Here is a 15380-nt window from a genome sequence, read left to right on the forward strand (position 1 = left end):
CCTACGGGTTGATCCGGAGCGAGGAAGCGTTCGCGAGCAAGCTCGCTCCTACGAAAAGCACACCGAATACCCGGCAACTGTAGGAGCGAGCTTGCTCGCGAACGGCGCCCGGGAGGCTCGGCGCGGAGCATGATCCATCGCGGACGGAGTCCGCTCCTACGTGACCGGCCAGGACGGCGCAAGGAATGGGCGTAGGAGCGGACTCCGTCCGCGATCGCTATCCGCGCACGCCGAACCGCCTCAGGCCGCCTCGGTCCGCCGCGCCTTCTGCTGTTCCAGCTCGCGCACCAGCGGCAGCACCTTCTCGCCGAAGTAGCGCACTTCTTCCTGGAAGTGCAGGAACCCCGCCAGGACCAGGTCCACGCCCACTGCCTTGAGCGCGACGATGCGTTCGGCGATCTGCTGCGGCGTGCCGATCAGGTTGGTCTTGAAGCCGTCGTTGTACTGCACCAGGTCCTCGAAGGTGGATTTCGCCCAGTTGCCTTCGCCTTCCGGCGAGGCGGCGCCGGCCTGTTTCGCCGCGTGGCCGAAGGCGTTCACTGCTTCCGGGTCGGCCTTGTCGATGATCTCGGCGAGCACCGCACGGGCTTCCTCCTCGGTGTCGCGGGCGATGACGAAGGCGTTCACTCCGATCTTCACCGAGTGCCCGTTGGCCGCGGCCTTCTCGCGGATGTCGTCGACCTGGGCCTTGATGCCTTCCACGCTGTTGCCGTTGGTGAAGTACCAGTCCGATACCCGCGAGGCCATGTCGCGCGCGGCCCGCGAGCTGCCACCCTGGAAGATCTCCGGGTGCGGGCGCTGCAGCGGCTTGGGTTTGAGGTTGTAGTCGTGGAAGCGGTAGAAGTCGCCGTGGAAGCTGAAGTTGTCCTGGGTCCAGATGCCCTTCAGGGCGCGGATGAATTCCTCCGAGCGGCGGTAGCGCTCGTCGTGCTCCAGCCAGGGTTCACCGATGGCCTGGAACTCGCCCTTGAACCAGCCGCTGACAATGTTCACCGCGATGCGCCCGCCGGTGAGCTGGTCGATGGTCGCCAGTTGCTTGGCCGCCAGCGCGGGCGTCCAGGGGCCGGGGAGGATGGCGGCAATCACCTTGAGTTTTTCGGTGGCGCCCAGCAGGGCGTGGCTGAAGGCCACCGACTCGTGCTGGTATTCGGCGCCGTAGCCGGCAGTGAAGCGGATCTGCGTCAGCGCGTAGTCGAAGCCGGCGTCCTCGGCGATGCGCGCCAGTTGCCGGTTGTAGTCGATGTCCCAGTGGGTGCGCTGTTCGACCTTGCTGACCACCAGGCCACCACTGACGTTGGGGACCCAGTAGGCGAAGCGGATCGGGTGTTGGCTCATGGCTCGGGCTCCTCGGGGCTGCACCGCGGCGAAGGTGCCGCAGGCAGAGCAGAGCGAAAGCCGTGCCATGGAGGGAAATCCGAGGTGGATCAAGAACTTGGCGAATGCCTGGTGCCGCGGCCGCTGTCCCGCCCCGCGCAACGCTGCTGGGCAACTGTTGCCCAGGCAACAGCGGCGGGTGCGACAACCGGCCCCTGAGCAGGGGCGGGCAAGGCTGTCAGAATCCGCCGTTCACCCGCTCACAGAAGCGTGGACCTCCTGCGTGCACATCCACACAGAACAACATCCAGGGGGCAGCATGGCCATCACTTCCAGCGACATCTGCAACGCCGCCGACGGGCTGTCCGGCTTCGTCGGTTTCAACCGCAAGAGCGGCAAGTACATCGTGCGATTCAGCGAGGACTCCTTCGGCATGGACGTGGCCGAGGACAGTATTCGCCCGGCCTGCGAATTCGTCTGGGTGCACAAGAGCGGGGCGGTGATGACGCTGTGCCGCGAATGCCTGCAGATACTCGCCGAGCAGAACATCCACGACCGCCTGAACCTCAACGAGGCGCTGCTCACCTACCTGCGCCGCACCGACCTGCCGGAAATCGCCGCCGAACGGCGGTTGAAGTGAGCGCTGCGTCTTCAGGATGCGCAGGAGCGGACTGCGTCCGCGATAGCTCCGCAACGCGCCGGACACCATCGCGGACTCAGTCCGCTCCTACGGGATATGGCTGTGCTCGGCTTGGCGCTCACCTGACCCACTGCGCGCCCCGCTCAGGGGAGAGGGGACCGTTCGGAGCAGGCTGAAGCCTTGGCATCAATCGGCTCGGACTGCCCCCTCTCCCTGAGGGAGAGGGCTGGGGTGAGGGGGAAGGATCGGCACGGACTCCCCAGAAGAAGACAGTTGCTCCTGCGTGCGCCGAGCGCTACTGCGACAGCTCCTTGCGCAGGTCCGCCACCTGGCTGGCGGTGACCGGCGCCGCCGCGTTGCCCCAACTGTTGCGCACGTAGGTCAGCACGTCGGCGACTTTTTCGTCGTCGAGGTTCCAGGCGAACGACGGCATGGCGGGCCCTGTCGGTGCGGCGTCGGTGCTGCCGGCGCGGCTGCCGGCCAGGACCACGCGGATCAGCGAGCTGGGATCGTCGTTGTTGACCAGGGGCGCGGCGGCCAGGGTCGGGAACAGGTGCCGGACGCCTTCGCCGTTGCTGACGTGGCAGGCCGAGCAGCGGTCGGCGTAGATCGCCTTGCCGGCGACCATCGCGGCGTCGTCCGCCTTCACCGGCGCGGGGGCGGTCTGGGTGGCGGCGCCATCCTTGAGGTACACCGCCACCGCCAGCAGGTCTTCGTCGCGCCAGTGCTGGGTGGAGTTCTCCACCGCTTCGGCCATGGGGCCGGAGGCGATGTCGAAGCGGTTGGCGCCGGTCTTCAGGTACTGCACCAGGTCCTCGGTGCTCCACTGGCCGATGCCGCTGTGCGGGTTGGCGGTGATGTCCGGGGCGACCCAGCCCTGCAGGTTGGCGCCGGCGAGGAAGCGGTCGTTGTCGTCACCCCCCAGCAGGTTCTTCGGGGTGTGGCAGGTGCCGCAATGGCCCAGGCCCTGCACCAGGTAGGCGCCACGGTTCCATTGCGCCGACTTGTCCGGCGAGGGCACGAATTCGCCCCGGGTGAAGTTCAGCCAGTTCCAGCCGATCAGGCTGGTGCGCACGCTGAAGGGGAAGGGCAACTGGTTGGTTTCCACCGCGTTGCGCACTGGCTCCAGGGTCTGCAGGTAGGCCCAGAGCGCCAGGTTGTCCTCGCGGCGCACCTTGGTGTAGGCGGTGTAGGGCATGGCGCCGTACAGGCGTTTGCCATTGCGCCCGTGGCCGCTGGACATCACCGCCTGGAAGTCGTCGAAGCTCCAGCGGCCCAGGCCGGTATCGGCATCCGGCGTGATGTTGGCGCCCACCAGCTTGCCGAACGGCGTGTCGATGGCTACGCCACCCGCGAAGGGCGCCTGGCCGGGTACGGTATGGCAGGCCGTGCAGTCGCCCAGCACGGCGAGGTAGCGGCCCTTTTCCACCAGGTTGTAGGAGTCCGCGCCGGTGCCGGCGAAGGCGGGTTGCAGGTGGGCGCCGAGCAGGGCGGCGGCGCCGAGGGAGAGGAGAGTCTTCATACGCTGATCATCTCCCCGGGGCGCTTGAGGTACAGGCGGCGGATCGCGTCGGCCGCCTTGAAGGCCAGCGCGCCGACCGTGCCGGTGGGGTTGTAGCCGGGGTTCTGCGGGAAGGCCGAGGAGCCGACCACGAAGAGGTTGGGCACCCCCCAGACCTGCAGGTGCTTGTTCACCGAGCTGTTCTTCGGATCGGCGCCCATGATGAAGCCGCCGACGATGTGCGAGGACTGGTACGAGGTGTTGGCCCAGGGGCCTTTGCGCGGCGCCGGGACGATCTGCTGCGGGTTCATGCTGCGGGCGATCTCCACCACCTTGTCGGTGCAGTACTGCGCCATCCGCAGGTCGTTCTCCGGGAAGTCGAAGGTGATGCGCAGCAGCGGCCGACCGTGGGGGTCGTTGTAGTTCGGGTCCAGCGACAGGTAGTTGCTGCGCGTGGAATAGCTGCTGGCCTCGCAGCCGATGGCCATGTTGCTCAGGTAGCTGTCCACCGTGGCCTTCTTCCAGGCCGCGCCCCAGGTGGGGGTGCCGGGCGGGGTGGGGCGCGAGTCGATGGGCGCGGCGCCGATCGGCGTCACGCGGGTGCTGCCGCCGCCGACGAAGCCCAGGCCGGAGTGGTCGAAGTTGTCGTTGTTGAACTCGTCGATGCCCATGCCGATGGCGCCGCCACCGATGAAGGGGTTGAAGTTCTTGTCCTTGAAGAACAGCCGCACGTTGTTGGCCGTCTGGTAGGCGAAGTTGCGCCCGGTCGTGCCGGTGTTGGCGATCGGGTTGTACGGCTCGCCGACGCCGGAGAGCAGCATCAGCCGCACGTTCTCGAAGATGAACGCGGCGACCACCACGATGTCCGCCGGCTGCTCCCATTCCTCGCCGCTGGAGTCGACGTAGACGATGCCGGTGGCGCGCTTGCCGGTGCTGTCCAGGGTCACCCGGAGCACTTCGGAGTTGGTGCGGGCGCTGAAGTTGGGTTTGCGGATCAGCGCCGGCATCACGTTGACGATGGCGCTGGCCTTGGAATAGTTGGCGCAGCCGTAGTTGGTGCAGAAGCCGCAGAAGGTGCAGGGCCCCATGGTCACGCCCAGCTGGTTGGTATAGCCGCGGGAGGCCAGCGCCGAGGGCACCGGGAAGGGTTTGTAGCCGAGGTTGCGCGCGGCCTCGGCGAACAGGGTCGGGGCGTAGGTCTGCGCGGTGGGCGGGTTGGGGTATTCGCGCGAGCGCGGGCCCTCGAAGGGGTTGCCGCCGTCGACGAGGGTGCCGCCCAGGTTGCCGGCCTTGCCGGACACGCCGGCCAGGCGCTCGAAGGCGTCGTAGTGCGGCTCCATTTCTTCCCAGGTGGTGCCCCAGTCCTGCAGGGTCAGCTCGGCAGGCACTTCCTTGCCGTAGCGCTCCTTCAGGTGGCTGGCCAGGCGGAATTCCTCGGGCTGGAAGCGGAAGGTGATGCCGGCCCAGTGGTTGCCGGCGCCGCCGGTGCCGTTGCCGGGGTGGAACGAGCCCCAGATGCGCATCGGCAGGGCGGTCTCCGATTCCTTGTTGCGCATGGTGCAGGTGTTCTGCCGGGTGCGCAGCATCAGCTCCTGGCGGCGGTTGTAGCGCAGCTCGTCGGCCGCCGAGGCGAGGTTGAAGTCGCTGGCCGTATCGCGCCAGGGGCCGCGTTCGAAGCCGATGACCTGGAGGCCGGCGTCGGCCAGTTCATGGGCGATGATCGAGCCCGCCCAGCCGAGCCCGACGACCACGACGTCGGTGGAAGGTAGTTTCTTGGCCATGCGTGATTAACCCTTCTTGGTCCAGGCGGAGCTGCCGATGATGGAGAGCGGCACGAGGTCCAGCTTCTGGTTGTGCAGTGCGATGTAGTCGCGGTAGTCGTAGCGCGCGCCAGGGAAGCCGAGCATCTTCCACGACACCATGTCGCGGTTGCCGCCGTAGATCGGGTCGGCGAAGAAGCCCTCCATGGTGTTGTCCAGCACCTGCTGGAAGAACATCCTGGCGTCGATGCCCTCGAGGGTGATGGCGCCTTTCTCCAGGTCGCTCAGGACCTGGTCGCGCTGCTCGGGAGGCAAGGCGCTGAAGTTCTTCTGGAACTGGCCCTGGCAGTACTTGCCCAGCGCGGCGAGGCCGAGGCGGTAGCGCTCGCGCGGCACCAGCGGCGACTGGTCGGCCTGGGCCGGCGTGCCCGGGGTGAAGGGGCCCTGCATGTACAGGCGGCCGGAGTCGCCGTAGTCGCTGACCAGCTGGCGGTCGATGAAGACTGCGCAGCCGGCGTCCTTGCCGCTGACGCTCAGCTCGTCGGCGGGAATCAGCTGTTCGACGATGGCTTCCAGCTCCACGGCCTCCTCGGCGGTGAAGAACTGCCAGCCGGGGCTGTCATAGTGCAGCGGGCCGTTGTGATCGAACGGCAGCCATTTCGGCGTGCCGATCACGGTGGCGGCCTGGCTGCTGGCGGCAGCGCCGACGGCCAGGGAAGCGGCGGACGACTTCAGCAGCTGGCGCCGGGTGAAGCCCTTGGGGTGGTCGGTCATGTCGGCTCCTGAGGCAATAGCGGTCCACTCGATATTCGAGGAGGCAGGGACACGTATCGCCAGGTCGGTTCACGGTGGTCTGCACTCCCGGCCGGTGCCGGTGAGCGGAGCGGGGTGCGAAGTCACCCTCGAGCGGGGCGCTTGGCGGATTGGCGGGCGGGGAATGGTCCTGTGCCTGGGCGAAATCCGCGGTTCGTCTTTTCCACACGCGTTTTTAGACTAGGGGCCGTTACAAAATGTTGCAGGTTTTTTTGCAGTAAAGGGTTGTTGCGGATTTCGAGAAAATCCGCGGGCCAGACGTGCCGCGGATTGCCGGGGTGCGTAGGAGCGGACTCCGTCCGCGATAGGTTCCACATCGTGCCGCAAACCCATCGCGGTGGGAGTCCGCTCCTGTACCAGGGTTACGCTCGGGCGCAGATCACAGGAACATCCCGCCCGACGCCTCCACGCGCTGGCCGTTGATCCAGCGGCCGCCGTCGGACAGCAGCACGGCGATCACCGCGCCGATGTCGTCCGGCAGGCCCACGCGACCCAGGGCGGTATTGCTGGCGATCTGCTTGTTCACCTCCGCGTTGTCGCGCACCAGGCCGCCGCCAAAATCGGTCTCGATGGCGCCCGGGGCGAGGATGTTCACCGCGATGCCGCGCGCGCCCAGTTCCTTCGCCTGGTACTTGGTCAGGGTTTCCATGGCGCCCTTCATGGTCGCGTAGGCGGCATAGCCGGGCAGGGCGAAGCGCGTCAGGCCGCTGGACACGTTGAGGATACGGCCGCCATCGGCGATCAGTGGCAGCAGCTTCTGGGTCAGGAAGAACGGGCCCTTGAGCTGGATATTCAGCAATTGGTCGAACTGTTCCTCGGTGGTTTCGGCGAAGCTGGCATGCAGGCCGATGCCGGCATTGTTCACCAGGAAGTCGAAGTCCTGGCGGCCGAAGGTTTCGCCCAGGATGGCGCGGACCTGCTCGGAGAAGGCGGCGAAGCTGGCGCTGTCGGCCACGTCCAGGTGCAGCATGGCGGCGCGGCCGCCATGCTGCTGGATCTCGGCGGCGACGGCATGGGCCTCGTCGGCCTGGCTGCGGTAGGTGCCGATGATGTCAACGCCAGCGGCGGCCAGGTGCAGGGCGGCGTTGCGGCCCAGGCCGCGGCTGGCGCCGGTGATGAGAGCGATCTTGCGGGACATGGCGGAACTCCTGTGGTGGCTGGGGGAGCGGTGGGGTTGAGGGAAAGCTTATTGTTCGAACATGCGGTGATAAACCAGCAGAAATCGGAAATACTGGTCGACAGTACCGAACAATGACTGAGCCCTCCGATGATCCGCCCCGAATTGCTACGCACCTTCGTCCGCGTCACCGAGCTGGCCAGCTTCACCCAGGCGGGGGAGCAGCTCGGATTGCCGCGCTCCACCGTCTCCGAACACATTCAGGCGCTGGAGGAACTGCTCGGCACGCGCCTGCTGCAGCGCACCACCCGCCGCGTCACCGCCACCCAGGACGGCCTGGTGCTGTACGAGCGCAGCAAGGACATGCTGGCCCAGCTGGACGAACTGCAGGGCCTGTTCCGACAGGATGACGAAGCCCTCGGCGGGCGCCTGCGGGTGGACATGCCAACGGTGATGGCGCGCAAGCTGGTGATGCCGCGCCTGGGGGAATTCCTCGCGCGGCACCCGGCGCTGGAGCTGGAGGTGAGCTGCACCGACCGCCGCGTCGACCTGGTGCGCGAGGGCTTCGATTGTGTGGTGCGGGTCGGTTCGGTGAACGACCCTTCGGTGGTGGCGCGTAGCCTCGGGCAGTTCCCGCAGGTGACCTGCGCCAGCCCGTCCTACCTTGCCGAGCATGGCGTGCCGCAGTCGCTGGAGGATCTGGCCGGGCACCAGTTGATCCACTACGTGAGCGTGCTGGGCGCGCGGACCCCGGGTTTCGAATACCTGCACCAGGGCGAGGTGCGCTACATGCCGATGGGCGGGGCGCTGTCGGTGAACAACGCCGAAGCCTACGAAAGCGCGGCGATGGGGGGGCTGGGCCTCATCCAGGTGCCGGTGCATGGCGTGCTGGATGACCTGGAGGCGGGGCGGCTGGTGCAGGTGCTGGAGCATGTCCCGTTGCCGCCCATGGAGATTTCCCTGCTCTATGCCCACCGCCGGCTGCCGCAACGGGTGCGGGTGTTCATGCAGTGGCTGACACAGTTGCTGGGCGAGCCCGGCGTGCTGGGTACGCCCGTGCCTGCCCGGTCGTGAGCACCGGTCCTAGCTGGCCCAGTCCGAATTCAGGATCACCTCGCAGAAGTTGCCGCGCACGAAGCTGGCATCCTTCATCGCCAGCACGTCGGCCTTGACGTTGCCGAAGGTGGTCTGCGGCTTGGCTTTGATGCCGTCGTAGAAGGCCTGCAGGATGTCCTGCTTGAACTGCCCGCCGCGCGGGTGGGCGGCGACCACGGCCTCGCGCTGGGCGTCGGGGAACTGCGGGTAGGCGATGCCCAGCACGTCCATTTCCACCCCGGCGGTGACCAGGGCGATCTCCGGCTTCATGTGCCGCGGGATGCCGGGCGTGGTGTGCAGGGCGATGGCGGTCCACACCGTGTCAATATCGCTGTCGGCGATGCCATGGCTGCGCAGGAAGTCGGCGGCGCAGTCGGCGCCGTCCACCTCGAAGCGCTCGCATTGGCTGCAGTAGCGCGGCATCAGGCCCATGTCGTGGAACATCGCGCCGGCGTAGAGCAACTCGGCGTCGTACTTCAGGCCCTGGCGCGCACCGGTCAGGGCACCCCAGTAGTAGACGCGTGAGGAATGGTGGAAAAGCAGCGGGGTGGCGTTGTCGCGGACCATCTCGGTGATGGCCCTGGCGAGGGTGCTGTCGGGGACTTTGACGCCGTTCAGGTCGAGGCTCATGGCGGGCTCCAGGATCAAGGCGCACCGCGGGGTGCGGCGCGCAGGAGTCCATTGGAATTCCTGGGCGCCGTGGCGACAACGAGAGCGGAGGAGCGAATCCGGACAGGCATGCATGTTTTGCTGCCAGCAGACCATAAGCGTCCGGGATCGAGATCGTAGGGCGCATAACGCGCCAGCGTTATCCGCCGTGGGGCCATCGGCGCATAACCCGTTCCGGGTTATGCGCCCTACGGTCCTGCGTATTCGGGGCCCGCGGAGCCGACAGGTAGGAGCGCGCTCTGCGCGCGATCGCGGGCATGGCCCGCTCCTACAGGGAAGTCCGGGTCCTAGACGAACTGCGCCGCCGCATAGCCCGAGGCCCAGGCCCACTGGAAATTGAAGCCGCCCAGGTGGCCGGTCACGTCCAGCACCTCGCCAACAAAATACAGGCCCGGCGACTTCAGCGATTCCAGGGTCTTGGACGACACCTCGCGGGTGTCGACGCCGCCCAGGGTGACTTCCGCGGTGCGGTAGCCCTCGGTGCCGGCCGGCACCAGTTGCCAGTTGCCCAGTTGCTCGGCAATCGCCTTCAGCTCGCCGGGCGTGTACTGCTTCATCGGCTTGGAGACGAACCATTGCTCGGCCAGCAGGCCGGCCATCTTCTTGGTGAACAGCTCGGCCAGCAGCGTCTTCAGCTCGCTGTTGGGGCGCTCGCGCTGCTGGTCCACCAGCCAGACGGGCAGGTCGATGCGCGGCAGCAGGTCGATGCTGACGGTGTCGCCCGGCTGCCAGAAGGAGGAAATTTGCAGGATCGCCGGGCCGCTCAAACCGCGGTGGGTGAACAGGATGTTCTCGACGAAGCTCTGGCCATTGCAGCTGACCCGGCAATCCTCCACCGAGGTGCCGGACAGCTCGGTGCACAGTGCCTTGAGCTGCGGATCGGTAAGGGTGAAGGGCACCAGGCCGGCGCGGGTCGGCAGCACGTTGTGGCCGAACTGGCGGGCGACCTGGTAGCCGAAACCGGTGGCGCCCAGGGTCGGGATGGACAGGCCGCCGGTGGCGATCACCAGGGATTCGCAACGGACCAGGCCGAGGCTGGTCTGCAACTGGTAACCGCCCTCGTCGAGGCGGGCGATCTCGCTGACTGACGTATCCAGGCGCAGGTCGACGCCGGCCTGTTCGCATTCATCCAGCAGCAGGCCGAGGATGTCGCTGGACTTGTTATCGCAGAACAGCTGGCCGAGCTTCTTCTCGTGGTAGGGCACGCCGTGCTTGGCCACCAGGGCGATGAAATCCCACTGGGTGAAGCGCGCCAGGGCGGACTTGCAGAAGTGCGGGTTCTGCGACAGGAAGTTGCCCGGCTCGCAGTACATATTGGTGAAGTTGCAACGGCCGCCACCGGACATGAGGATCTTCTTGCCGGCCTTGTTGGCGTGGTCGATCAGCAGGACCTGGCGGCCGCGCGCGGCGGCGCCCATGGCGCACATCAGTCCCGCGGCGCCGGCGCCGATGATGATGACCTGGGATGTGAGCACGGCGGATTCCTCGTGGACGAACGCCTGGGCGGCGCAAAGCCGCGCATCTTACCCCAAGCGCCGGGCGAGGGGAGGCCGTGCGTCGACCCGCGGCGCGGGGCTGGCGGTTGAGGTATCCCGCAGGGGCATTTGCCCGGATAATGCGCGCCCAGTCGTTTTTCTCTTTTCGCGTTTTTCTTTTCGTGGTGCGTGCGCATGGAAATCAAGGTCAACTTTCTCGACAACCTTCGCCTGGAGGCCAAGTTCGACGACTTCACGGTCATCGCCGACCAGCCGATCCGCTACAAGGGCGACGGTTCGGCACCGGGGCCGTTCGACTATTTCCTGGCGTCCTCGGCGCTGTGCGCGGCCTACTTCGTCAAGCTCTACTGCCAGACCCGCGACATCCCCACGGACAACATCCGCCTGTCGCAGAACAACATCGTCGACCCGGAGAACCGCTACAAGCAGATCTTCAAGATCCAGGTGGAACTGCCGGCGGACATCTCCGAGAAGGATCGCCAGGGCATCCTGCGCTCCATCGACCGCTGCACCGTGAAGAAGGTGGTGCAGACCGGCCCGGACTTCGTCATCGAGGAAGTCGAGAACCTCGACGCCGACGCCCAGGCGCTGCTGATGCCCAGTACCGTCGCCGGCGCCAGCACCTACATCCCGGGCAAGGACCTGCCGCTGGAGCAGACCATCGCCAATATGTCGGAAATCCTCGCCGGCCTGGGCATGAAGATCGAGATCGCCTCCTGGCGCAACATCGTGCCCAACGTCTGGTCGCTGCATATTCGCGACGCGCAGTCGCCGCTGTGCTTCACCAACGGCAAGGGCGCCACCAAGGAGAGTGCGCTGGCCTCGGCGCTGGGCGAGTTCATCGAGCGGCTGAACTGCAACTTCTTCTACAACGACCAGTACTGGGGCGAGGAGATCGCCAACGCGCCGTTCGTGCATTACCCCGATGAGCGCTGGTTCAAGCCGGGCGCCAAGGACGCGCTGCCGGAGGAGATCCTCGACGAGTACTGCCTGGCGATCTACAACCCGGACGGCGAGCTGCGCGGCTCGCACCTGTACGACACCAACTCGGGCAACACCGAGCGCGGCATCTGCTCGCTGCCCTTCGTGCGCCAGTCCGACGGCGAGACGGTGTACTTCCCGTCCAATCTGATCGAGAACCTCTACCTGTCCAACGGCATGAGCGCCGGCAACACCCTGGCCGAGGCGCAGGTGCAGTGCCTGTCGGAAATCTTCGAACGCGCGGTCAAGCGCGAAATCCTCGAGGGCGAACTGGCCCTGCCGGACGTACCGCAGGAGGTGCTGGCCAAGTACCCCGGCATCGTCGCCGGCATCAAGGGGCTGGAGGAGCAGGGCTTCCCGGTGCTGGTCAAGGATGCGTCGCTGGGGGGCCAATACCCGGTGATGTGCGTGACCCTGATGAACCCGCGCACCGGCGGCGTGTTCGCCTCCTTCGGCGCCCACCCGAGCTTCGAAGTGGCGCTGGAGCGCAGCCTCACCGAGCTGCTCCAGGGCCGCAGCTTCGAGGGCCTGAACGACCTGCCGCGGCCGACCTTCGAAAGCCAGGCGCTGACCGAGCCGAACAACTTCGTCGAGCACTTCATCGACTCCAGCGGCGTGGTGTCGTGGCGCTTCTTCAGTGCCAGGGCCGATTACGAGTTCGTCGAGTGGGACTTCTCCGGCCACGGCGAGGACTCGAACAGTCAGGAAGCCCAGACCCTGTTCGGCATCCTCGAAGAGCAGGGCAGGGAAGTCTACATGGCCGTGTACGAGCACCTGGGCGCCACCGCGTGCCGCATCCTGGTGCCGGGTTACTCGGAAATCTACCCGGTGGAAGACCTCATCTGGGACAACACCAACAAGGCCCTGGCGTTCCGCGCCGACATCCTCAACCTGCACAGCCTCAACATCGTTCGCCTCAAGTCGCTGCTCAAGCGCCTGGAAGCCTGCGAGGTGGACGAGTACACCGACATCACCACGCTGATCGGCATCGAGTTCGACGACAACACGGTCTGGGGCCAACTGACCATCCTCGAGCTCAAGCTGCTGATCAACCTCGCGGTGAAGCGCTTCGACACCGCCAAGGAGCAGGTGGAGATGTTCCTCCAGTACAACGACAACACCGTCGAGCGCGGGCTGTTCTACCAGGCGCTCAACGCGGCACTGGAAGTGCACCTGGACGAGGAGCTGGAGATGGCCGACTTCGAGGCCAACTTCCGCCGCATGTTCGGCAACGAGCGCATGGACGCGGTGATCGGGTCGCTGGACGGCAGCGTGCGCTTCCATGGCCTGACGCCCACCAGCACCAAGCTGGAAGGCCTGGACAAGCACCTGCGCCTGATCGAGAGCTACAAGAAGCTGCATCAGGCACGGGCCCGGGCGGTGGGGCGCTGATCCGCGTGCTCAACGCCCCCATTGCCGGCGTGAGGGTCGAGTGATCTTTGTAGGATGGGTGGAGCGCAGCGATACCCATGCTGTCCGTGCGCGGGATTCGATGGGTATCGCTGCGCTCCACGCCATCCTACGAAGCGGCGCCATCCCATGACGCCGCGCCAGGCCGTAGGGCGAATAACGCGCAGCGTTATCCGCCGCGGAGCAAACGGCGGATAACCCGTTCCGGGTTATGCGCCCTACGGAACTGTACGGAAAGGGCACCTTCGGGTGCCCTTTCTCATTTCCGCGATCCAGATTCGCTCCCGGCATGCCGCCCGACCGATCATCCGGCGCAGCGCGAAAGTCCGCCTAGACTTGTCGATTCCGTCGTCGCCCAGGCGACCAAGCTGCATGCCGGTCATGCCGACCGCGCGAGGATCAGGAGAGTCACCATGTCCAGCCTGCAACGCGTCACCCCCTGCCTGTGGTTCGACGGCAAGGCCGAGGAAGCGGCCGAGTTCTACGTCGGCATCTTCCCCAACTCGCGCATCGTCCAGATTGCCTACTACCCCGAGGCCGAGAAGGACCGCCACGGCGGCGTGCCCGGTTCGGTGCTGACGGTGGAGTTCGTGCTCGACGGTCAGACCTTCATCGCCCTCAATGGCGGGCCGGCGTTCAACTTCACCGAGGCGCTGTCGCTGCAGGTGATGTGCGACAGCCAGAAGGAGATCGACCACTTCTGGGACAAGCTCGGCGCCGGCGGCCCGGTGGAGGCGCAGATGTGCGGCTGGCTGAAGGACCGCTACGGCGTGTCCTGGCAGATCTGCCCGCGCCACGTCGGCGACATGGTCGCCGACCCGAACCCGGCCAAGGCCAGCCGCACGCTGCAGGCGGTGATGGGCATGAAGAAACTGGACATGGCCGCCATCGAGCGCGCCCACGCCGGCAACTGAGCGCACGGATCGAGCACGGAGGGCACCGGGCATGTTCAGCCACATCACCGTTGGCACCAACGATTTGCCCCGCGCCATCGACTTCTACGGCAAGGTCCTCGGCACGCTGGGGATCGTCCTCAAGGCGCATCGCCATGCACCCGAGCGGGCGATCTTCGTGCATCCGGACAGCGACGTGGCGTTCTGCGTCTATTTACCCATCGACGGCCAGCCGGCGAGCGTCGGCAATGGCAGCCTGGTGGCCTTCGAGGCGCGCACGCGGCACCAGGTCGATCGCTTCCACGCCCGCGCCGTGCAACTGGGCGGTGTCGACGAAGGGCCGCCGGGGCTGCGCCTGAACTACTCGCCGACCTACTACGGTGCCTATGTGCGCGACCTCGACGGCAACAAGCTGTGCTGCGTCTGCCATCTGCCGGAGTGAGGCGCCACGCCAGAAAAATCGAACCCGCAAGCGCAGCGGCTCGTCCAACTCCCTGAGCGTCGCAGCCACCCGGCACGCACCGCCTGCCTGGCTGCGGCCCCACCAAGCGGCGAGGGTGCGCTCGCCGGACCGGGAGGAACTGCGATGGTCACGCATTACAAGGTCAAGGGTCACCTGGCCTGCGGGCATGCCGGCAAGCACCTGGAGGCCACCAGCGAGCTGAACCGGGTGAAGTGCCGCAGCTGCCGTAACACCGAGGTCTACAAGGAAGCCCGCCGCGATGCGCGCAACGCCGCACGTCGCGCCCAGCGCAAGGCCCGCGCCGACGCCGTGCACAACGACTGGCGCAGCTTCTGGGAGAAGCGCCTCGCCGCTTTGCCGGGCAGCCAGCGCCTGCCGCGCGGGTTCCAGGACCAGCCGTTCGTTTGAGCGGGGTGCGGGACCGTTAGCGGTGAGGGATGGCTGATGCTGCGATGCCGGTCGGCACCAATTCCTACTCCCTCTGGCAGAGGGGGAGGGCCCTTGATCTCACAATCCCGGATGCATGCCCGAGCGTTATGCTCGGGAAAGTCGTGCTAGCATCTGCCCCGGCCCCGAATCCTCCTGCGGCGCTGGCAACTCGCCAGCGTCGCCTTCCCTCACAGAAGGACCCACGCAATGGCTCAAGTCACCCTCAAGGGCAACCCGGTTTCCGTCGACGGCAAGCTGCCGCAGAAAGGCGAGCAGGCTCCGGCCCTGTCGCTGGTCGCCGGCAACCTGTCCGACGTCACCCTCGACACCTACGCCGGCAAGCGCAAGGTGCTGAACATCTTCCCCAGCGTCGACACCCCGACCTGCGCCACCTCCGTGCGCAAGTTCAACGCCGAGGCGAGCAAGCTGGCCAACACCGTGGTGCTGTGCATCTCCGCTGACCTGCCGTTCGCCCAGGCGCGCTTCTGCGGCGCCGAAGGCCTGGAAAACGTAGTGAACCTGTCCACCCTGCGTGGCCGCGAGTTCCTCGCCAACTACGGCGTGGCCATCGCCGACGGCCCGCTGGCCGGCCTGGCCGCCCGCGCGGTGGTGGTACTGGACGAGCAGAACAAGGTGCTGCACAGCGAGCTGGTGGGCGAGATCGCCGACGAGCCGAACTACGCCGCTGCCATCGCCGCCCTGGCTTGATTTTCCTACTCCTGTAGGAAATGCGGACCGACCCCGTGGGGTCGGTCCGACTGATCGGAACCCTTCCGATCATTGCCGGTCGCAATGTCCC

At 66.7% G+C, this 15380-nt stretch carries 14 protein-coding genes; 7 read left to right on the forward strand and 7 right to left on the reverse strand.

What is annotated here, in order from left to right; all coding sequences use genetic code 11:
* Nucleotides 1–240: 240 nt before the first annotated feature.
* Nucleotides 241–1335, reverse strand: coding sequence for a dimethylsulfone monooxygenase SfnG (gene sfnG, locus N0B71_RS20100; RefSeq protein WP_259754487.1), 1095 nt, complete (start codon nt 1333–1335; stop codon nt 241–243).
* A 298-nt stretch (nt 1336–1633) separates the two neighbouring features.
* Here sfnG and N0B71_RS20105 point away from each other — a divergent pair, with 298 nt between their 5' ends.
* Nucleotides 1634–1954 (forward strand): DUF2025 family protein, encoded by a 321-nt coding sequence (locus N0B71_RS20105; protein WP_259754488.1) that lies wholly within the window; start codon nt 1634–1636, stop codon nt 1952–1954.
* 295 nt (nt 1955–2249) lie between these two features.
* Here N0B71_RS20105 and N0B71_RS20110 read toward each other — a convergent pair whose 3' ends face one another.
* From N0B71_RS20110 to N0B71_RS20125, 4 genes are all read right to left on the reverse strand, one after another.
* The gene (locus N0B71_RS20110; protein ID WP_259754489.1) at nt 2250–3476 is read right to left on the reverse strand and encodes a cytochrome c; all 1227 of its coding nucleotides are present in this window, start codon (nt 3474–3476) and stop codon (nt 2250–2252) included.
* The gene (locus tag N0B71_RS20115; protein WP_259754491.1) at nt 3473–5236 is read right to left on the reverse strand and encodes a GMC family oxidoreductase; all 1764 of its coding nucleotides are present in this window, start codon (nt 5234–5236) and stop codon (nt 3473–3475) included. Before N0B71_RS20115 ends, N0B71_RS20110 begins: the two co-directional genes overlap by 4 nt.
* Before the next feature lie 6 nt (nt 5237–5242).
* Entirely contained in the window at nt 5243–5989 is a 747-nt protein-coding gene (locus N0B71_RS20120; RefSeq protein WP_259754492.1) for a gluconate 2-dehydrogenase subunit 3 family protein, read from the reverse strand.
* Between the two features lie 418 nt (nt 5990–6407).
* Nucleotides 6408–7166, reverse strand: a complete 759-nt coding sequence (locus N0B71_RS20125; protein WP_259754493.1) for an SDR family NAD(P)-dependent oxidoreductase — start codon at nt 7164–7166, stop codon at nt 6408–6410.
* A gap of 129 nt (nt 7167–7295) precedes the next feature.
* Between N0B71_RS20125 and N0B71_RS20130 the strand changes: the two genes are divergently transcribed.
* Nucleotides 7296–8219, forward strand: a complete 924-nt coding sequence (locus tag N0B71_RS20130; protein ID WP_259754494.1) for a LysR family transcriptional regulator — start codon at nt 7296–7298, stop codon at nt 8217–8219.
* A 9-nt stretch (nt 8220–8228) separates the two neighbouring features.
* On the opposite strand, the gene N0B71_RS20135 is transcribed toward N0B71_RS20130, so the two are convergent.
* Both N0B71_RS20135 and N0B71_RS20140 read right to left on the reverse strand, forming a co-directional pair.
* Complete coding sequence (locus tag N0B71_RS20135) at nt 8229–8870, reverse strand: HD domain-containing protein (protein ID WP_259754495.1); 642 nt, start codon at nt 8868–8870, stop codon at nt 8229–8231.
* Nucleotides 8871–9196: 326 nt separating this feature from the next.
* On the reverse strand, nt 9197–10336 hold the full coding sequence (locus N0B71_RS20140; protein WP_442964687.1) for an NAD(P)/FAD-dependent oxidoreductase: 1140 nt from the start codon (nt 10334–10336) through the stop codon (nt 9197–9199).
* A gap of 243 nt (nt 10337–10579) precedes the next feature.
* Between N0B71_RS20140 and N0B71_RS20145 the strand changes: the two genes are divergently transcribed.
* The 5 genes from N0B71_RS20145 to tpx all read left to right on the forward strand — a co-directional run bounded on the left by N0B71_RS20145 (nt 10580) and on the right by tpx (nt 15289).
* Complete coding sequence (locus N0B71_RS20145) at nt 10580–12778, forward strand: OsmC domain/YcaO domain-containing protein (RefSeq protein WP_259754497.1); 2199 nt, start codon at nt 10580–10582, stop codon at nt 12776–12778.
* A gap of 431 nt (nt 12779–13209) precedes the next feature.
* Complete coding sequence (locus N0B71_RS20150) at nt 13210–13710, forward strand: VOC family protein (RefSeq protein WP_259754498.1); 501 nt, start codon at nt 13210–13212, stop codon at nt 13708–13710.
* 31 nt (nt 13711–13741) lie between these two features.
* Complete coding sequence (locus tag N0B71_RS20155) at nt 13742–14131, forward strand: VOC family protein (RefSeq protein WP_259754499.1); 390 nt, start codon at nt 13742–13744, stop codon at nt 14129–14131.
* A 144-nt stretch (nt 14132–14275) separates the two neighbouring features.
* On the forward strand, nt 14276–14560 hold the full coding sequence (locus N0B71_RS20160) for a hypothetical protein (protein WP_259754500.1): 285 nt from the start codon (nt 14276–14278) through the stop codon (nt 14558–14560).
* Between the two features lie 228 nt (nt 14561–14788).
* A complete protein-coding gene (gene tpx / locus N0B71_RS20165) occupies nt 14789–15289 on the forward strand; it encodes a thiol peroxidase (RefSeq protein ID WP_259754502.1) in 501 nt (166 codons plus the stop codon).
* Nucleotides 15290–15380 lie beyond the last annotated feature (91 nt).

Origin of the sequence: Pseudomonas sp. GCEP-101, from assembly GCF_025133575.1 — a bacterium.
Classification (GTDB): domain Bacteria; phylum Pseudomonadota; class Gammaproteobacteria; order Pseudomonadales; family Pseudomonadaceae; genus Pseudomonas; species Pseudomonas nitroreducens_B.